Source organism: Stenotrophomonas maltophilia R551-3 (assembly GCF_000020665.1).
In the GTDB taxonomy this organism is placed as follows: Bacteria; Pseudomonadota; Gammaproteobacteria; order Xanthomonadales; family Xanthomonadaceae; genus Stenotrophomonas; species Stenotrophomonas maltophilia_L.
In genome coordinates this window covers 1696705-1715353 of record NC_011071.1, presented here as the reverse complement: position 1 = coordinate 1715353, position 18649 = coordinate 1696705, and the positions used below count along the sequence as shown (strand labels likewise).

The following is an 18649-nucleotide window of genomic DNA, read 5'->3' as shown; positions in this document are numbered from 1 at the left end:
CTCAGAATTCCAGGTTGTCGATCAACCGGGTCGTACCCAGGCGCGCGGCGATCAGCGCTACACGGCCGCCGCCATCGAAGGTCGGCTCGGCCAGTTCCGGTGTGCGCAACACGGCGTAGTCGACCTGGAAACCATCCGCCTGCAGCGCGGCCGTTGCGTCGGCCTCGATCTGCGCGCGCGACTGGCCAGCAACGTAGCCCTCGCGCATGCCCAGCAGGGTGCGGTGGATGCTGGTCGCGACCGGGCGCTGTTCGGCGCTCAGGTACTGGTTGCGCGAGCTCTTGGCCAGGCCATCGTCGTCACGCACGATGTCCGCGCCGACGATCTGGATCGGGAACGACAGCTCGGCCACCATCTGCTTGATGACGGCCAGCTGCTGGTAGTCCTTGCGACCAAACACGGCCGCGTCCGGCTGCACCTGCAGGAACAGGCGCGCGACCACCGTGCAGACGCCATCGAAGTGACCCGGGCGGCTGGCGCCCTCCAGCACTTCACTGACACCCGGCGCGTGCATGCGCGTGGTCTTGTCCACGCCCAGCGGGTACATCGCCTCGACGCTGGGCAGCCACACCGCATCGCAGCCGGCCTGCTCCAACCCGGCCACGTCGGCCTCGGGCGTGCGCGGGTAGCGGCTGAAATCCTCGTTGGGGCCGAACTGGGTCGGGTTCACGAAGATGCTTGCCACCACCTTGTCGGCGTACTGGCGGGCCAGGGTCACCAGCGAGTGGTGGCCCCCGTGCAGGTTGCCCATGGTCGGCACCAGCGCAACGCGAAGGCCTTCGCGCTTCCACTCGGCGATCTGCCCGCGCAGTGCGCCGAGCTCGTTGAAGGTCTGGATCATTGGGCGTAGGCGTGCTGTTCGTCGGGGAAGCTGCCGTCGCGCACGGCGTCGGCATAGGCGCGGGTGGCACCGGCCACCGAACCGCCTTCGGCGAGGAAGTCCTTGACGAACTTCGGACGGCGATGGCCGCTGTCCAGGCCGAGGAAATCGTGCAGCACCAGTACCTGGCCATCGCACTGCGGGCCGGCACCGATGCCGATGGTCGGCACGTCCACCGCAGCGGTGACTTCGGCGGCGACCGGAGTCGGCACGCATTCGAGCACCATGATGCTGGCGCCGGCAGCAGCCACGGCCCTGGCATCTTCCACCAGCTGGCGCGCAGCATCGCCACGGCCCTGGATCTTGAAGCCGCCCAGGCGCAGCACCGACTGCGGGGTCAGGCCCAGATGCGCGCAGACCGGAATCTCGCGTTCGACCAGGTAGCGGATGATGTCGACCTTGAAGCCGGCACCTTCGATCTTGACCATCTCCGCGCCGGCCTGCAGCAGCTGCAGCGAGGCATCCAGCGCGCGCTCCGGGGTGGCATCGGCGCCGAACGGCAGGTCGGCCACCAGCAGCGCGCGCTGCAGCACGCGGGCCACGGCGCGGGTGTGGTAGACCATGTCGGCCACGGTCACCGGCAAGGTGGAGTCATGACCCTGCACGACCATGCCCAGCGAATCGCCGATCAGGATCAGGTCGACACCGTTGGCATCGAAAGTGCGGGCGAAGCCGGCGTCGTAGGCGGTCAACATGACCAGCTTCTGGCCATTGCGCTTGGCCTCGGCCAGTGCGGGAACGGTCCAGGGCTTGCTGTCTGCGTGGGTGCTCATGTGCTGATAACCGGGGGAGATAACCCGGGCATTATCACCCTATCGGCGCGATCCCGCAGGCATCCACCCGCATCACTGCATCCTGCACGCGGCCGTGGCCGGGAATGGCCAGATCCGGCGCGATTTCGGCCAGCGGCACCAATACGAAGGCGCGTTCGTGCATATAGGGATGCGGCACCTGCAGGCCGGGCTGATCGATCACCTGCGCGCCATGCAGCAGCAGGTCGAGATCCAGCGCGCGCGGCCCCCAGTGCACCTGCGGATCGCGTACGCGGCCGAAGTGCCGCTCCAGCGACAGCATCGCCTGCAGCAGTTCGTCGGCCGGCAGATCGGTTTCGACCGCAGCCACCGCGTTGACGAACGGCGGCTGGTCTTCATTGCCCCAGGCCGGCGTGGCGTACAGGCGCGACGCCCTGTCCACGCGGGTGCCGGGCAGGCCATCCAGCGCAGCAATCGCTGCGCGGACGGTTGCAGCCGCGTCGCCAAGGTTGGCGCCGAGGCCGATCCAGGCAAGGGTCATCGCTTACTCGCCCGCAGCACCAGCCGGGGCACCCGGACGGCGACGGCGACGGCGGCGCTTGCGCGGCGCCCCACCCTCTTCGTCAACGCCCTCGTGGTGCAGCGAATCCAGCGACGATTCCAGCTCATGCCCGGATTGCGCCTGCGCTTCGCGCCAGAACGCGACATCGGCCTCGTGCTCGGCCGAGGCCACCTGGCGCAGGGCCAGGAAATCGAACGCGGCGCGGAAGCGCGGGTGGGTCAGGGTGCGGAACACGCGCTTGCGCTGGCGCGAACCGAAGCGCGACTGCAGCAGCCAGATCTCCTGCATCGGCAGCGAGAAGCGGCGCGGCAATGCGATGGTGCTCAGCTGCTGCACGGTGACGCGGTCGGCGGCGCGACGCTGCGCTTCTTCCGGCGCCACGCCCTGCTTGAGCAGGGTCGCCTGTGCACGGCAGTACGCCGGCCACAGCAGCAGCGCGAACAGGAACGCCGGCGAGACCGGCTCGTCATTGGCCACGCGCGCATCGGTATTGGCCAGGCCTTCCACCAGCATGCGGCGCAGCGCGCCGGTGCGGTTGGACTTGAGGGCCTTGGCGCTTTCCGGGAACAGCACGTCCAGCAGGCCGTAACGCTCCAGGCCTTCGAAGCTGGCCACGCCGTGCCCGGACAGGAACAGCTTGAGCACTTCCTCGAACAGACGCGCCGGCGCGGCCTCGTTGAGCAAGCTGGCCAACTGCGGGATCGGTGCGGCGGTGCCCTCTTCGATCTGGAAACCAAGCTTGGCCGCCAGGCGCACCGCACGCAGCATGCGCACCGGATCTTCCTGGTAGCGCTGCACCGGGTCGCCGATCAACTTCATCAGGCGTGCCTGCACGTCTTCGAAGCCGCCGGTGTAGTCACGCACCGAGAAGTCCTCGATGGCGTAATACAGGGCGTTGCAGGTGAAGTCGCGGCGGATGGCGTCGTCTTCGATGGTGCCGTACACGTTGTCGCGCACGAGCATGCCGTTTTCCATCTCGCGGTCGCCGCTGCCGTCATCGCTGTTGGCACGGAACGTGGCCACTTCGATGATCTCGCGGCCGAACACAACATGGGCCAGGCGGAATCGGCGGCCGATCAGGCGGCAGTTGCGGAACAACTGCTTGACCTGCTCGGGCGTGGCATCGGTGGCCACGTCGAAATCCTTGGGTTGGCCATTGACCAGCAGATCGCGCACCGCGCCACCCACAAGGTAGGCGCCGAAGCCGGCATCGCGCAGGCGATAAAGCACGCGCAGGGCGTTCGGGCTGATGTCCTTGCGGGAGATCGTGTGCTGGTCGCGCGGGATGACGCGCAGGCTGAACGGTGATGGAGCAGAGGAAATGATGTTGGCGCTTCCGGTTGAAGTTTCGGGATTGCCCAATGGCATCGAGGTGCATATACTAGCGCTCCTGCATCGGCAGCGACACACTGCTCCCTTCGTCTAGTGGTTAGGACGTGGCCCTCTCAAGGCTAAAACAGGGGTTCGAGTCCCCTAGGGAGCACCAGTCGCCGCAGCAGGAACCGAAAAAGCCCGCCCTTGTGCGGGCTTTTCTGTTTTCCGGGATTGCAGTGACTGCGGTCGGGTTGGTCGCATCGGCGCTTCCCTGCAATCGGCTTGAGCCGGTGGGGTCACCCAGGGCAGGACACGCCGTGAACCCATCCATGGGGGCTCGATGGCGCCTTGCTCGCGTGCGCTGTCCTGCGCACACCGCAAGACCGGGGTTGGGCTCCTGCCCAACCCGTCGGGCGCATGCGCCCAACCCATGGCGCCAACGGTCCCGCCCTGGGTGACCCCACCGGCTCTGGACGGTTTCCCGCGAACCCCGGCAACAACCGACCAGCGCTTCGCCGCGTCCGCACGCACCATGAAACTGTCAGGAGGGGGCAGGCCGCCCTCTCCAGGACCGTTGGCGCCATGGATGGCGCCATCGAGCACCATGGATGGGCTTTTGCGTGTCCTGGAGAGGGCGGCCTGCCCCCTCAAACTCGGGACAATCAGGCGCCAACTGGATGCAACCGAAGCTGTAACTCGTCAGCCTTCCATCTGCTCCAGTTCCTTGCCCTTGGTCTCGCGCACGTAGCGGACCACGAAGAAGATCGAAAGGATCGCCACGACCATATAGATGCCGTAGGCACCGGCCAGGCCGATGCCGGCAAGCAGCATCGGGAAGGTCACGGTGATGGCGAAGTTCGAGGTCCATTGCGCCGCGCCGGCCACCGCCAGCGCCGGGCCGCGGATCTGGTTGGGGAACATCTCACCCAGCATCACCCACATCACCGGGCCCCAGGACATGTTGAAGAACACCACGTAGGCATTGGCCGCAACCAGGGCCAGCCGGCCCATGCCATCGGACAGCTGCAGGCGACCGTCGACCAGGCTGCCGCTGGCGAAGGCGACCACCATCAGCACCAGCGCCACCGACATGCCGACCGAGCCGATCCACAGCAGCGGCTTGCGCCCGATGCGGTCGATCAGCAGCACGGTCAGCAGGCAGGCACCGATGCTCAGCCCACCGGACAACACATTGATCAGGAGCGCGTCGCTTTCCGAGAAGCCCACCGCCTGCCACAGCACCGCGCCGTAGTAGAACACCACGTTGATGCCAACCAGCTGCTGGAACATCGCCAGGACGATGCCCACCCAGAGGATCGGGCGCAGTTTGCCGGTGGCCTTGTCGAGCAGATCGCCGAAGCGAGGCTTGTGCTGGTCCTGGGCCAGGCTGGCCTCGATCTCGGCCTGCTTGGCCACCGCCGCGTCCTCGCCATACAACCGTGCCAGCACCGCCCTCGCCTGCGCCTGCCGACCCTTCAGCACCAGGAAGCGCGGGCTCTCCGGGATCACCAGCAACAGCAGCAGGAACAGGCCCGACGGCAGCGCCTGCATCCAGAACATCCAGCGCCAGGCCTCATACCCCAGCCACAATGGCTCGGTGGAGGCCCCGGCGGCACGGGCCAGCAGGTAATTGCTGAGGAAGGCGGCAAACAGGCCGCAGATGATCGCCATCTGCTGCACCGTGGCCAGGCGACCGCGATAGCGTGCCGACGCCACTTCGGCAATGTAGGCCGGCGACATCACACTGGCAGCGCCCACTGCGAATCCGCCGAGCACGCGTGCGGCGATGAACAGCCAGGAGGCATGCGCAGCACCGGCACCCAGCGCCGAGACCAGGAACAACAGCGCGGACACGATCAGCACGCCGCGACGGCCCAGGCGGTCGCCCAGCCAACCGGCCAGGAATGCACCGATCGCGCAGCCCAGCAGCATCGAGGCGACTTCGAAGCCCAGCGCCGCCTCACTGGAATTGAAGGCCTGGCGCAGGCCATCAACCGTGCCGTTGATGACACCACTGTCGAAGCCGAACAGGAATCCACCGAGGGTGGCCACGCAGCTGATCAGGACGATGAACGCGGTGTTCTCACCGCGGTGCAAGGCGGATCCGGTCTGGATCTGGGACATGGACGTTCCTGCTGGGAAGGGGCGCCGGCCATCGCGGATGACCGGCTGCGCCACAGCGTCGCATGGGCGTTGCCCTGCCGCCAACCAGCCATGGCCGGGCCTGCCAGACGCCCGTTTTCCGCCCTGCGCCGACACCGGGGGCCAACCTGTTCTAGAATTGTCGGGTTCAGGAATCGATCCACCCCCAGCCCATGCCCTTTGTCGTCACCGAAAACTGCATCAAGTGCAAACACACCGATTGCGTGGAAGTGTGCCCCGTGGATTGTTTCCACGAAGGCCCGAACTTCCTGGTGATCGACCCGGATGAGTGCATCGACTGCACCCTCTGCGAACCGGAGTGCCCGGTCAATGCGATCTTCCCGGAGGACGATGTCCCCGCCGGCCAGGAAAGCTTCGTCGCCCTCAATGCCGAACTGGCCAAAGAATGGCCGGTGCTGACCGTGCGCAAGGACCCACCTGCCGACGCCGGCGAATGGGACGGCAAGCCGGACAAGCTGAAGCTGCTGGAGCGCTGAGAAGCGCTTGTTGCGGCAAGGAAAAGGGCGCCATCGGCGCCCTTTTTTTCGATAGCGCCGGGCCATGCCCGGCGGATCCTGGGCCGCGCTTCACGCTCGCCGGGCATGGCCCGGCGCTACCCAAGGCAGGTGCGGACCTGGGCCCGCCCCCACCCGACCCGCGCTTACTGCGCCAGCTTCGCCTTCAGCGCGGCAATCAGCTTCACCGGGGCCTCGGCGGTGGCCGGCAGGCCACGCGGGTCGACCGCGGAGATGTAAGCACCGGCGTCGACGGCAACCACACGCACCAGGAAGTTGCTGCCTTCGTAGGCCACGTCGTACGAGCCCAGCAGCTGCGCGCGGCTGGCGATGGTCACGCCTTCCACGCCTTCCAGCGCGGTACCCACCTTGGCAAAGGCTTCATCCTTGCCTCCGGCAATGGTGAAGCCGGTGTTGCCCACGGCCGGAGCCGCCGCAACCGGCGCAGCCGGCTTGGTCACCGAAGCCGCAGCCGGCAGCTTGTTGTCACCGGTGGTGGCCGGCAGGTTCAGGTCCGGCGGCACTTCCAGCGGACGCATTTCCGGCGCCAAGGCGTAGTCGCCCTTGACGCCACGCTTGAAGCAACCGGTGGTGCCGGCGGCGACGGCCACAGCAAGCAGGGCGTAGGACAGCACGCGGACAGTGGAAACGGATTGACGCATGTGAATCTCCTGGGTCAGACCAAGACGAAAGGTCAGTGGCTGGAAAGGGCTTCGAGGGCGGCGATGTCGCCGGCAAGGTGATCGGCAGCCGGATGATGCACTGCCGACAACGGCAGCAGCGGCAGGCGCAGGTCGTGGCCGATGCCGATGCGGCGCAGCAGCGCCTTGACCGGAATCGGGTTCGGTTCGACGCCACAGAACTCATGGAACGGCTGCAGGCGCCCATCCCATGATTCGGTGGCTTCGTGGTCGTGGGCGGCCGCCAGCTCGCACATCCGGCGATAGGCGCCCGGCAGCACGTTGGAACCGACCGAGATCAGGCCATCGATGCCAGCCCGGATCGAACGCGCAGCGGTACCGTCATCGCCGCTGAGCACGGCGAACTGCGCGCTGCGCAACGCCAGCAGCGCCTGCACCCGGCCGGTGTCACCCACGGCTTCCTTGATGCCGACGATGTTGGGATGGCTGGCCAGCTCGGCCACGGTCTCCGGCTGCATGTCGCAACCGGTACGTCCGGGCACGTTGTACAGCACGACCGGCAGCCCGCCCTGGTCGGCGACGGCGCGGTAGTGCGCGATCAGGCCGGCCTGGGTCGGCCGTACATACGGCGGGGTGACCACCAGCGCGTGGCTGGCACCGAGCGCGGCGGCGCGGCGGGTCTGTTCGATGGTTTTGGCGGTACCCGACAGGCCGGTACCGGCCATGACCGGGATGCGGCCGCCGATGCGCTCGACCGCGCTGGCCAGCAGCTGGTCGTACTCGGCATCGGTGAGGGTTGCCGCTTCACCGGTCGAGCCGGCAACGACAACGCCATGGACACCACCTTCCAGTTGCAGATGCAGCAGGCGCTGCCAACCGTCGGGGTCGAGGGCGCCGTCGGCCCGGAACGGGGTCGCCAGCGCGGTGATGAGGCCGGAAAGGGACAAGGACGTGCTGCTCTTGGCTGGAAAGGGAAAACGCCCGCCACGAAAGGCCGGGGGCGACCTGAATGTTACTTGCGGCGCGAAACCACGGGCAAGTATGCTGGACACCGGTGGATCCCCGCCTCTGGCGGGCATTCAGACTAACGCATGCATTACCCGGAATCGCCTTGACCGACACCACCCCGCGCCCCGCGCCGAGCGAAAACCACCTCCTGATCAACGCCTATACGACGCATCCGGAGTCCCCCCTGCTGTCCGTCACCCGCCGCATTGCCGACAGCGGCTGCAATCTGGTGGACGCACGCCTGGCCACGGTCGGCCGCGATGTCTCGGTCACCGCCCTGGCCACTGGCTCCTGGGATTCGGTGGCCAAGCTGGAAGCGATGCTGACCCGGCTCGAGCGCGAAGAAGGCCTGAAGCTGGTCTGGTACCGCACCGCGGCCAAGCAGGCGCAGTCCAACCTGCTGCCGTACATCGTGGAGGTGATCGCCGCCGACAAGCCGGGCATTCTGTTCCAGCTGGCCGACTTCTTCGACCGCCAGGGCATCACCATCGAGAGCCTGCAGAGCACGCGTTACCGCGCCATGCAGACCGGTGCGGAAATGTTCAGCGCGCAGGTCACCATCGGCGTGCCAGCCAACATGCACATCGCCGCACTGCGCGACGATTTCCTCGAGTTCTGCGACCACTTGAACCTGGACGCGATCATGGACCCGATGAAGTTCTGAATTTCGCGCGCCTCTCACAGGCGCGTGGCGTTTCATGCAATTGTCTTGGAAAGAACCCAGGCTCGACAGAAGGACCTCATGAACAACGGCGACACCCTGGACAGCACCACTCTTTCCCTGCCGCTGGCACTGTCCGGCGGCGAACAGGCCACCCTCGGCGACTACGCCGGCCAATGGCTGGTGCTGTACTTCTACCCGAAAGACAGCACCCCCGGCTGCACCACCGAAGGCATCGACTTCAACGCGCTGCTGCCGAAGTTCAGGAAGGCAGGCGCAGTCGTACTCGGCGTCTCGCGCGATTCGGTGAAGTCGCACGACAACTTCTGTGCCAAGCAGGGGTTCAGCTTCCCGCTGGTCAGCGATGGCGACGAAGCGCTGTGCAGCGCCTTCGACGTGATCAAGATGAAGAACATGTACGGCAAGCAGGTACGTGGCATCGAGCGCAGCACCTTCCTGATTTCCCCCGACAGCCGCATCGTGCAGTCCTGGCGCAAGGTCAAGGTCGCCGGCCATGCCGATGCCGTTCTCGCCGAACTGAAGGCCTCCCAGTCCAAGTGAGTCCCACTGCCTACTGTGTCTGCCATCACCCTGCCCCGCAGCAGGCCGTGATGGTTTTTCCCTGTCCGTAACCAGGAATCGACGATGACCCGAGGCAAGCGCATCTACGTGCTGGATACCAACGTGCTGATGCACGATCCCACCGCGCTGTTCAAATTCGAGGAGCACGACGTCTACCTGCCGATGCAGGTGATCGAAGAGCTGGACAACGGCAAGAAGGGCACCACCGAGGCGAGCCGCAACGCCCGCCAGGTCAGCCGCTTCCTCAACGAGCTGGTGCAGGCGTCGGGCCTGGACAACCTGGCCGACGGCATTCCGCTGCAGCGGCCGCAGGGCCTGCAGCTGCGCGGCAAGCAGAGCGTGGGCCTGCTGCGCTTCCAGACCAGCCATTTCGACGCCGGCAAGAGCTTCGGCAAGGTGATCCCGGACAACGCCATCCTCGGCGCGATCCTGGCCCTGAAGGAAGAGACCCCGGAGATCCCGGTGGTGTTCGTATCCAAGGACATCAACCTGCGGATCAAGGCAGCGATCGCCGGCATCGTGTCCGAGGACTACGAGAACGATCGCGCGCTGGACGATTTCAGCCTGCTCTACACCGGCGCCACCGAGCTGCCGGAAGATTTCTGGAAGCGCCACGGCGATGACCTGCGCAGCTGGAGCGACAAGGGCCGTACCCATTACGAGATCCAGGCGCAGGACGGCGAAGAGTGGTACCCGAACCAGTACGTCTACCTGCCCGGCGAAGACGAAGTCGAGCTGCGTGTCAGCCGCGTGGTCGGCGATGGCAAGGTGGTGCTGTCGCTGGTCGATGATTTCCGCCACGGCAGCCACGCCGTGTGGGGCATCAGCGCGCGCAACCGCGAACAGAACTTCGCGCTCAATGCGCTGATGGATCCGGAAATCGACTTCGTCACCCTGCTTGGCACCGCTGGCACCGGCAAGACCCTGCTCGCGTTGGCGGCTGGCCTGGCGCAGACGATGGACCAGCAGCGCTATCGCGAGATCATCATGACCCGCGCCACGGTCAGCGTCGGCGAAGACATCGGCTTCCTGCCCGGCACCGAGGAAGAGAAAATGACGCCGTGGATGGGCGCGTTGACCGACAACCTGGAAGTGCTCACCCACAACCAGGAAGGCGGCACCTGGGGCCGCCAGGCCACCAACGACCTGCTCGCCAGCCGCATCAAGATCCGCTCGATGAACTTCATGCGCGGCCGCACCTTCCTGTCGCGCTACCTGATCCTGGACGAGGCGCAGAACCTCACCCCGAAGCAGATGAAGACGCTGATCACCCGTGCCGGCCCCGGCACCAAGATCGTCTGCCTGGGCAACGTCGAGCAAATCGACACCCCGTACCTGACCGAGACCACCTCGGGCCTGACCTACGCGGTGGACCGTTTCAAGAACTGGCCGCACAGCGCGCACATCACGCTGCGTCGTGGCGAGCGCTCGCGCCTGGCCGACTACGCCTCGGAGGTGTTGTGAACCGCTGCACCCGCCTGCTGCTGCCCACGGCTGCGATCGCCCTCGCAGCCGCCCTGGGTGCCTGCACCACCACGCGCGGCCCGGCCAGCGTGCCGACCGCCGAGCGTACCGGCCAATCCTGGGTGGTCACCCGCCCGATCATCGCCGCGCAGGTGCTCGACACCTGCTCGCGCCCCAGTCCCGGCCGCGAGGCCGGGCGGGTCAGCGGCTACTGGGCACCCAGCCGGCAGCAGATCGACCAGCTGGAAGCGCAGCTGTCGTCGCTGGAGTCACAGGTACCGAAGGTGCTGGACTTCGACCGCCAATACGTCGGCATCGAAAGCGCCGGCAAGCGGCTGATCTACATCAACGCCTTCCATCTGCCCGACGACAGCGGCATCAACCCGGCACGGGAAGCGATCCGCGTCTGTGACGGCGGCACGCAGTTCTGGGGCGCGGTATTCGACCCGGCCAGCAACACCTTCAGCGAGCTGCAGTTCAACGGCGGCTTCGGCGGGCCCTGAGGGGCCCCGCCGATGGGAATACGCCTGCCCACCTGGGTCTGGATCGGCGCGGTCGCGCTTTCGTGCGTGGCTGGCATGGTCAATGTGGTCGGCTTCCTCGGTTTCGAACACCAGGCCGTCAGCCACATGACCGGCAGCACCAGCCAGCTGGGCATGGCCCTGGCCCAGGGCGACTGGCGCGCAGTCGGCCATCTATGGGGACTGTTGATCGCGTTCTCGCTGGGCGCGATGCTCAGCGGCCTGCTGATCCAGGACAGCGCATTGCAGCTGGGCCGTCGCTACGGCGTGGCGCTGGCACTGGAATCGGCGCTGCTGCTGGTGGCCATTCCGCTGTTCGAACAGCATCAGATCTGGGGCGCACTGGCCGCCGCCACGGCCTGCGGCCTGCAGAACGCGATGGCCACCACCTTCAGTGGCGCGGTGGTGCGCACCACCCACCTCAGCGGCATGTTCACCGACCTCGGCATTGGCCTGGGCCACCTGCTGCGTGGACTGCCGCTGCAGGTTCGACGGCTGACCCTCAGCGGCCTGATCATCAGCGGCTTCCTCGGCGGCGGCATCCTCGGCGCCTGGTTGTTCATGCGCTGGCAATACGACGCCCTGCTTGCCCCCGCCCTGCTGACCGGCCTGACCGGCCTGGGCTATGTGCTGTACCAGCAGTGGGCTCGCTGGCGACATTGAACCGTCCGCGCTTGGGGTCAGATCCCTTTTCCCGCGGAAACGGGATCTGACCCCGTCTACCGGATCGACGCTACCGCCTTTACGGCGACCACGGCACAATCACCCGATGAGCCCGACCACTCCCGTTTCCGCCCTCACCATCGCCGGCTCCGATTCCGGCGGCGGCGCCGGCGTTCCTGCCGACCTCAAGGCCTTCGCCGCACACCGCGTGCACGGTCTGGCCGTGTTCGCCGCGCTGACCGCACAGAACACCCGCGGCGTCACCGCCGTGCACGTGCCGCCGGTCGAATTCCTGCGTGCACAGATCGAAGCCTGCTTCGACGACTTCGACATCCACGCCGTGAAACTCGGCATGCTGGCCAATGCCGAAGTGATCAACGCCGTTGCCGACGCACTGGAGAAGCATCGCCCGCCGCATGTGGTGCTGGACCCGGTGATGGTGGCCACCAGTGGCGCGCGCCTGCTGGAAGAAAGTGCCCTGAACGCAATGCGCGAACGGTTGCTGCCGTTGGCGACGCTGGTCACCCCCAATACCCCGGAAGCCGAGCTGCTGATCGGCCGCCGCATCGACAATGCCGAAGATGCAGAGCGCGCCGCCTCGGCCCTGCTCGACCTCGGCGCCGGCGCGGTGCTGCTCAAGGGCGGGCACCTGCATGAAGGCAACCGGGTGATCGACCGTTACTTCGATGGCGTCAGCAGCGAAGAGTTCATCCATGCCCGCTTGCCGCTGGATGCGCACGGCACTGGCTGCACGCTGGCCTCGGCCATTGCCGCGCAGCTGTGCAATGGCCTGAGCCTGGCCAACGCCTGCGAAGCCGGCATCGACTACGTCGCACGCGGGCTGCAGAAAGGCTACGCGCCGGGCCGCAGCGAGGTACTGGTGCTCGACCACTTCGGCGCGGCACCGCACGCATGAGCGTGACACCGCAGATTGTTGCCGTGCAGTGTGGTGATGGTCATCGCTATGAAGTGATCGCATGCGTTCCGGCACAGCCGATCGCACGCCTGCTGTGGCTGCCGGCGCTGGGCGTGGCCGCACGCCATTACCTGCCGCTGGCGCAGGCGCTGGCGGCCAAGGGGGTGGCGGTGTACCTGCACGAGTGGCGTGGCAACGGCAGCAGCTCGCTGCGTCCGTCACGCGCGAAGGACTGGGGCTATCGCGAAGTACTCGATCAGGATCTGCCGAGCAGCCAGGGCGTATTGGCCGCAGCGGACCACGAAACGGGCGCCCTGCCCTGGATCATCGGTGGCCACAGCCTGGGTGGGCAGCTGGCCTGCGTACACGCCGGTCGACATCCGCAGCACTTCAATCGGCTGTGGCTGGCCGCCAGTGGCTCACCGTTCTGGCGCAGCTTCCCGCCGCCACGCGGCTGGCTGCTGCCGCTGGTCTATCGCTTCCTGCCGTGGATCGCACAACGCCAAGGCGTGCTGCATGGCCGTCGCCTCGGCTTCGGTGGCACCGAAGCACGTGGGCTGATCGCCGACTGGGCGCGCGTGGGCCTGAACAATCACTACGCCGCCGCGGGCATGGCCGAAGACCTCGACGCACAGATGGCACGCGTGCATGGCAGCGCACAGGCGGTGCTGATGGAACACGACTGGTTGGCACCGACCGGATCGATGCAGACGTTGCTGGCGAAGCTGCCGAATGTGGCCGCGCAGCTGCGCGTGCTTTCCGCGCAGGAACTGGGCACGCGTGCCGATCATTTCGCCTGGCTGAAGGCACCGGACGCCGTAGCTGACAGCTTTTTCATTCAGTTGGGTGAAAATTTTCACAAAACTGTTGACGGTCCGCGCCGAGATCCGCATAATTCCGCTCCTGTCGCAGGGCGCCCGTAGCTCAGTTGGATAGAGTACCTGGCTACGAACCAGGCGGTCGGGAGTTCGAATCTCTCCGGGCGCACCACTCGACAGGTTTCCAGCATCCGCCGCTGGAAATGCAGTAAAATTAGGCAGTAAGTTGATTGTGTACCGCGCGCCCGTAGCTCAGTTGGATAGAGTACCTGGCTACGAACCAGGCGGTCGGGAGTTCGAATCTCTCCGGGCGCACCACACACAGTCAGCACAACAAGTTTATGTAATTGGCGCCCGTAGCTCAGTTGGATAGAGTACCTGGCTACGAACCAGGCGGTCGGGAGTTCGAATCTCTCCGGGCGCACCATTACACCGAAACAGCAGGCCTCGGCCTGCTGTTTTTTTATGTGTGTTTTTCGGCAGGGCTGCGCCCTGCACCCCTGGTAGTGCCGGCCGCTGGCCGGCAACCTCAACAGCAAAAGCAAAAGCAAAAGCAAAAGCTGGCATTCCGTGGGTTGGCGGGGCGGTGTCGGAGTGCGGGGACGCCGCAAGTACGTCCCTGTAGGCTTGGCAGCCGCATCCATGCGGCTGACACCCCGCACTCCGACACCGCCCCACCTTCGACAGGTTCACGCGGCTGTTGGTAGGTGTCGACCTTGGTCGACACATCTGTCAGATATCGAATGAATTCATCCACGCATGGCGTGGATCTACCGTGTCGACCAAGGTCGACACCTACCAGAGCAGTACGCCGTTCCGACAGATCGCGGAAAACTGTCGAAGGCGGGGTGGGTCCGGTTGCGGGGGCGTGAGCCGCATGGGCCCGAGGCATGCCTCGGGCGGGTTGGGCAGGACGCCCAACCCCGGTCTTGCCGTGTGCGCAGGACTGCGCACACGAGCAAGCGGCGACCGAGCTTACATGGACGTACTTGCAGCGTCCCCCGCAACCGGACCCACCCCGCCATCCCTCAGGAAACCAGCTTCTGCTGTTGCTGTTGCTGTTGCTGTTGCTGTTGCTCCAGCTCGTAGCGGGTGCAGGGCGCAGCCCTGCCGTACCCCTAACCCCGTGCCATTGACTGCCACCACTGCGACAGCAGCTCCGGCCTGCGCAGGCGCTCGCGCCACCAGCGCAGTGCGGCGCCATCCTCACCGGTGCGCCAGGCCAGCCAGAAGGTCTCTTCCGGCTTGTGCTCCTCCACCTCACGGATCACCAGCTGACCACGCGCCACCGCAGCGCGTGCGCACGGCTCGGGCAGGAATCCGAAGCCCACACCCTCGCATTGCAGCTTCAGCTTGCTGGCCATGTCCGGCACCGTGAGCATTTCCTGTCCCATCAACAGGCCGACCGTGCGCGGCAACAGCCGCCGTGCCGAATCGGAGACCGCGATCGCGCAATGCTCGACCAGCTGCTCGCGACCGAGCACACCCGGCACTGCAGCCAACGGATGACCGGGGGCGACCGCGAACACGAACTCCACCGTACCCAGCGGCTCGACCACGTAACCACCGCCACTGGGCCCCTCGCCCGGCGCACCGACCAGCAGGTCGGCACGGCGGTCCAGCAGGGCCTCCCAGGTGCCGGACAGGGCCTCGCCAATCAGCCGCAGCCGGGTCGGCGCCTCGGCCTCACGGAAGGCGGCGATGTCCGGGCCGAGCAGCCAGGTCGGGAACACCGAGTCCACCGCCAGCGTCAGCTCGGTCTCCCAGCCCGAGGCCACTCGCCGCACCCGCAGCTCCAGCTCGCGCGCGGCGCGCAGCAGGTGCCTGCCCTCTTCCAGCAGCGCGCGGCCGGCCTCGGTCGGTTCGGCACGCGGGCCGACCCGGTCGAACAGCTGCACGCCCAGATCCTCCTCCAGCTTGGCCACGGTGTAGGAGATGGTTGAGGGCACCTTGTGCAGGGCCTTGCCGGCGCCGGCGAACGAACCACGGCGGTCGATGGCATCCAGGATCTGCAGGGCATCGAGGCTGAGCTTGAGCATTCGATTTTTTCGATGATGGCTGTCAAAACTATCCGTTTTTCAAAGCCGGGGCGCAAGCGGATACTTCTCTCCAACGGGGAAACACAGCGGCCAGCGGCCCACCCCGCCCCATCGAAACCATCGAACAAGGAGATTCCATCATGCTGCAGATCCGCAAGAGCGCTACCCGTGGCCTGGCCGAGCATGGCTGGCTGTCCTCGCGCCATACCTTCTCCTTTGCCAACTACTACGACCCCCGCTACGTCAGCTTCGGCCCGCTGCGGGTGATCAACGAAGACAAGGTGATCGGCGGCCAGGGCTTCGGCACCCACAGCCACAGCAACATGGAGATCGTTTCCTATGTGCTGGGCGGCGCGCTGGAGCACAAGGACTCGATGGGCACCGGTTCGGTGCTGCGTTACGGCGACGTGCAGCGCATGAGTGCCGGCAGCGGTGTCAGCCACAGCGAGTTCAATCACTCCGCCGACGAGACCGTGCACTTCCTGCAGATCTGGATCTTCCCGGACGCGGAGAACATCACGCCGTCCTACGAAGAGACCCACTTCGCCCCGGAAACCAAGCGCGGCCAGCTGCGCCTGATCGCCTCGCCGGACGGTGCCGACGGTTCGCTGCGCATCCACCAGGATGCCCGCATCTTCGCCACCATCCTCGATGGCGGCCAGAAGCTGCACCACGCCCTCGGCAACGGTCGTGGCGCCTATGTGCAGGTAGCCCGAGGCCAGCTGCAGGTCAATGGCATCACCCTCGAAGCCGGTGATGCACTGCAGGTCAGCGACGAAGCACAGCTGACCCTGGAAAACGGCAACGACGCCGAAGTGCTGGTGTTCGACCTGCCGCTGTAACGACAACGCCCGCGATGCCGAAAATCATCGCGGGCGTATTTGTAGGGCCGAGCCCATGCTCGGCTGCGGTTTGACAGCCAGCCGAGCGTGGGCTCGGCTCTACAGCACCACCGGCGTCAGAACTTGTACGTCATCGCCAGGCGCACGTTGCGCGGCTCACCCCAGGTATAGGTGCTGTACCAGCTGAAGATCGTGTAGTACCGCTTGTCCAGCAGGTTGTTGACGTTGAGCGTAGCCGACAGACGATCGTTGAATTCATAGCGCGCCATTGCATCGAGCAGCCAGTAGGGTTGGGTACGATGCACCACCTTGGCCTGCGTGGCCGGGTTGGTGATCTCGCCGAAAGTGGAATCCTGCCAGCGCGCACCACCGCCCAGCGTCAGGCCCTTCCAGTCGCCACGCAGGCGATAGCTGGTGTGCAGGCTGAACTGGTTTTCCGGCTCCAGCGTGGTGACCTTGGCACCAGCCTGGCGGGCGATCTTGTGCGAGAACCCACCCTGCACCTGCCAGCCTTCCGCCAGCTGGCCCGACATTTCCAGCTCGTAGCCCTTGGTACGCACGCCCATCAGGGCGCGATACGCATCCTGCCCGTCCGGCGTCTTGCCGCCGGTGGGCTGGGCGAAGTTGTCCTGGTCGAGCTGGAACAGCGCCGCACTGGCGTTGAAGCGCCCATCGAGGAACTCGGCCTTCAGGCCCATCTCGTAGCTGCGGCCTTCCAGCGGATCCAGTGCCTTGCCCTGCTCGTCGCGTTCGCTATGCGGTTTGAAGATGGTGCTGTAGCTGGCATACACCGAATAGTGCTCGCCAAGGTCGTAGACCACGCCGGCATACGGTACGAACACGCCGGTTTCGCGCGTCTGCGGCGAGCGGTAGCTGGCCAGGCGGCTGCCGACGATCACCTTCAACGGATCGGCCACGTCGAAGCGGCCGACCACGTACAGGCCGTTCTCACGCGTCACTTCGTTGTTGCTGTAGCTGCGCTGCCACTCCGGCTCGGGAATGTCGCCATTCCAGGTTCTGTAGTCCGGCACGGTATCCGGGAACCCCGCCTGCGGGCCGTAGCCGGTGTTGGTCCAGCGCTTGCGCGAGGCGCTGCCACCGACGACCAGCTCATGCTCGCGGCCGAACAGGCCGAAATGACCGCTCAGGTAGAAGTCGGCCGCATTGCTGACGGTCTTGCCAACGTACTTGCCGAGCCACAGGCTGACGCCCTCGCCGGTCAACGGATCGGGATTGCCGGCGGCGGCACCGGCCAGTGCCGCGTCATAGCCGTTGACCTGGTGGTTGAGCTGCAGCTTGGCCACCCAGTCGTTGGCGAAGGTGTGCTCGAGCGTGGCGAAGCCGGTGCGCACATACTGGCGCCAGCCACTCCAGCGCGTGCCGTTGTTGAACGAACGCGGCATGTCATTGAAGTTGCCGGCACTGTCCAGAAGAGGGATGCCACCCCAGGTCGAGCCCTTCGGGTCGCTGTCCATCGCATCGCCACCCACGGTCAGCAGCGTGCGCTCGCCCACATCGGCCTCCAGCACTGCGTAGCCCACCTTGCTGGTGCGCTGGTAGAAGTCGAGATTGGAATGCTTGTCCTGCCAGGCACCAACGGCACGGCCACGCACACGACCATCGGCGGTCAGCGGGCCGCCCACATCGATCTCGGCGCGGTAGTCGTCCCAGCGGCCCACACCCAGCGTCGCACTGCCGGCGAAGTCCTTGCCCGGCTTCTTGCGTACCAGGTTGATGGTCGCGCCTGGATCGCCCATGCCGGTCAGCAGGCCGGTAGCGCCCTTGAGCACTTCAATGCGGTCGTAGATGGCGGTGTCGCTGAGCGTGTTGCCGGCCGAATAGGCCGAGTCGCGCGACATCGGGATGCCGTCGTACTGGAAGTTCTGCACGGCGAATCCGCGCGCGTAGTACTCGGTGCGCTCGCTGTCGTAGGTCACGATGCTGATGCCCGGGGTCACCCGCATCACGTCATCGATGCCGTCCAGGCCGAAGTCGTCCATCTGTGCGCGGGTGATCACGCTGATGGTCTGCGGGGTCTGCCGCGGGGTCAGCACCAGCCGGGTGGCGGTGGCGATGGTGCCCGGCGTGTAGGCGCCGCTGCCTTCGGTGATGGTGCCGAGCTGGTTGGCGGTGACCTGTACGGTCTGCAGGGTCTGCGAGGCGGGCGCCGGCTTGGCCTTGTCCTCGTCCTGGGAGGACTGGGCGGCCGCGGTGCCGCCGCTCAGCGCAAGCAGCAGCAGGCCCTGGGCCAGCGCATGCGACAGCGGCAGGCGACGTGGAAACGGGAGCGGAAAACGGACAGGCACAGACGACACGACGGGACCTCCAC

The 18649-nt window shown here is 66.3% G+C and carries 18 protein-coding genes and 4 tRNA genes; 13 read left to right on the top strand and 9 right to left on the bottom strand.

All coding sequences use genetic code 11. The annotated features are described in order from the left end of the window. Window position 1 precedes the first annotated feature (1 nt). Genes panC through pcnB form a run of 4 tightly spaced genes read right to left on the bottom strand, consistent with a single transcriptional unit; the run spans window position 2 to window position 3556 of the window. Window positions 2–841 (bottom strand): pantoate--beta-alanine ligase, encoded by an 840-nt coding sequence (gene panC, locus SMAL_RS07835; RefSeq protein WP_012510699.1) that lies wholly within the window; start codon window positions 839–841, stop codon window positions 2–4. Next, a complete protein-coding gene (gene panB / locus SMAL_RS07830; RefSeq protein WP_004153072.1) occupies window positions 838–1653 on the bottom strand; it encodes a 3-methyl-2-oxobutanoate hydroxymethyltransferase in 816 nt (271 codons plus the stop codon). The genes panC and panB overlap by 4 nt, the downstream gene beginning before the upstream one ends. Before the next feature lie 34 nt (window positions 1654–1687). Then, on the bottom strand, window positions 1688–2173 hold the full coding sequence (gene folK / locus SMAL_RS07825) for a 2-amino-4-hydroxy-6-hydroxymethyldihydropteridine diphosphokinase (RefSeq protein ID WP_004153070.1): 486 nt from the start codon (window positions 2171–2173) through the stop codon (window positions 1688–1690). Window positions 2174–2176: 3 nt separating this feature from the next. Continuing rightward, window positions 2177–3556, bottom strand: a complete 1380-nt coding sequence (pcnB, locus tag SMAL_RS07820) for a polynucleotide adenylyltransferase PcnB (RefSeq protein ID WP_041864501.1) — start codon at window positions 3554–3556, stop codon at window positions 2177–2179. A gap of 49 nt (window positions 3557–3605) precedes the next feature. On the opposite strand from pcnB, the gene SMAL_RS07815 reads away from it, so the two are divergent. Continuing rightward, a tRNA-Glu gene (locus tag SMAL_RS07815) sits at window positions 3606–3680 on the top strand. 527 nt (window positions 3681–4207) lie between these two features. Here SMAL_RS07815 and SMAL_RS07810 read toward each other — a convergent pair. Next, a complete protein-coding gene (locus SMAL_RS07810; protein ID WP_012510697.1) occupies window positions 4208–5632 on the bottom strand; it encodes a sugar porter family MFS transporter in 1425 nt (474 codons plus the stop codon). Window positions 5633–5823: 191 nt separating this feature from the next. Here SMAL_RS07810 and fdxA point away from each other — a divergent pair, with 191 nt between their 5' ends. Further along, window positions 5824–6147 carry a ferredoxin FdxA gene (gene fdxA / locus SMAL_RS07805; protein ID WP_004153066.1) on the top strand — a complete coding sequence of 108 codons (324 nt, stop codon included), beginning with the start codon at window positions 5824–5826 and terminating at the stop codon, window positions 6145–6147. Window positions 6148–6311: 164 nt separating this feature from the next. Here the strand turns inward: fdxA and SMAL_RS07800 are convergent, their stop codons facing one another. Both SMAL_RS07800 and dapA read right to left on the bottom strand, forming a co-directional pair. Beyond that, window positions 6312–6827, bottom strand: a complete 516-nt coding sequence (locus SMAL_RS07800; protein WP_004153055.1) for a hypothetical protein — start codon at window positions 6825–6827, stop codon at window positions 6312–6314. Between the two features lie 32 nt (window positions 6828–6859). Further along, a complete protein-coding gene (gene dapA, locus SMAL_RS07795) occupies window positions 6860–7753 on the bottom strand; it encodes a 4-hydroxy-tetrahydrodipicolinate synthase (protein ID WP_012510696.1) in 894 nt (297 codons plus the stop codon). Window positions 7754–7917: 164 nt separating this feature from the next. On the opposite strand from dapA, the gene SMAL_RS07790 reads away from it, so the two are divergent. The 10 genes from SMAL_RS07790 (at window position 7918) to SMAL_RS07745 (ending at window position 13866) form a co-directional block, all read left to right on the top strand. Then, window positions 7918–8478 carry a glycine cleavage system transcriptional repressor gene (locus SMAL_RS07790; RefSeq protein WP_012510695.1) on the top strand — a complete coding sequence of 187 codons (561 nt, stop codon included), beginning with the start codon at window positions 7918–7920 and terminating at the stop codon, window positions 8476–8478. A 78-nt stretch (window positions 8479–8556) separates the two neighbouring features. After that, a complete protein-coding gene (locus SMAL_RS07785) occupies window positions 8557–9036 on the top strand; it encodes a peroxiredoxin (RefSeq protein WP_004153048.1) in 480 nt (159 codons plus the stop codon). Window positions 9037–9120: 84 nt separating this feature from the next. Beyond that, window positions 9121–10521: a PhoH family protein gene (locus SMAL_RS07780; protein WP_012510694.1), complete on the top strand. Its 1401-nt coding sequence runs from the start codon at window positions 9121–9123 to the stop codon at window positions 10519–10521. Further along, window positions 10518–11024 (top strand): hypothetical protein, encoded by a 507-nt coding sequence (locus SMAL_RS07775; protein WP_004153046.1) that lies wholly within the window; start codon window positions 10518–10520, stop codon window positions 11022–11024. Before SMAL_RS07780 ends, SMAL_RS07775 begins: the two co-directional genes overlap by 4 nt. Before the next feature lie 12 nt (window positions 11025–11036). Further along, window positions 11037–11705, top strand: a complete 669-nt coding sequence (locus tag SMAL_RS07770) for a YoaK family protein (protein ID WP_012510693.1) — start codon at window positions 11037–11039, stop codon at window positions 11703–11705. Window positions 11706–11811: 106 nt separating this feature from the next. Then, complete coding sequence (gene thiD, locus SMAL_RS07765; protein ID WP_012510692.1) at window positions 11812–12621, top strand: bifunctional hydroxymethylpyrimidine kinase/phosphomethylpyrimidine kinase; 810 nt, start codon at window positions 11812–11814, stop codon at window positions 12619–12621. After that, window positions 12618–13544: an alpha/beta hydrolase family protein gene (locus SMAL_RS20725; RefSeq protein WP_012510691.1), complete on the top strand. Its 927-nt coding sequence runs from the start codon at window positions 12618–12620 to the stop codon at window positions 13542–13544. Before thiD ends, SMAL_RS20725 begins: the two co-directional genes overlap by 4 nt. Continuing rightward, window positions 13535–13611 (top strand) — tRNA-Arg (locus SMAL_RS07755). The genes SMAL_RS20725 and SMAL_RS07755 overlap by 10 nt, the downstream gene beginning before the upstream one ends. A gap of 69 nt (window positions 13612–13680) precedes the next feature. Further along, window positions 13681–13757: transfer RNA gene (locus tag SMAL_RS07750), tRNA-Arg, on the top strand. Between the two features lie 32 nt (window positions 13758–13789). Continuing rightward, window positions 13790–13866 (top strand) — tRNA-Arg (locus SMAL_RS07745). A 691-nt stretch (window positions 13867–14557) separates the two neighbouring features. Here the strand turns inward: SMAL_RS07745 and SMAL_RS07740 are convergent. Beyond that, complete coding sequence (locus SMAL_RS07740) at window positions 14558–15478, bottom strand: LysR family transcriptional regulator (protein WP_012510690.1); 921 nt, start codon at window positions 15476–15478, stop codon at window positions 14558–14560. A 140-nt stretch (window positions 15479–15618) separates the two neighbouring features. On the opposite strand from SMAL_RS07740, the gene SMAL_RS07735 reads away from it, so the two are divergent. After that, window positions 15619–16320 carry a pirin family protein gene (locus tag SMAL_RS07735; protein WP_012510689.1) on the top strand — a complete coding sequence of 234 codons (702 nt, stop codon included), beginning with the start codon at window positions 15619–15621 and terminating at the stop codon, window positions 16318–16320. 116 nt (window positions 16321–16436) lie between these two features. Here the strand turns inward: SMAL_RS07735 and SMAL_RS07730 are convergent, their stop codons facing one another. Next, a complete protein-coding gene (locus tag SMAL_RS07730; RefSeq protein WP_012510688.1) occupies window positions 16437–18635 on the bottom strand; it encodes a TonB-dependent siderophore receptor in 2199 nt (732 codons plus the stop codon). Window positions 18636–18649: the final 14 nt, after the last annotated feature.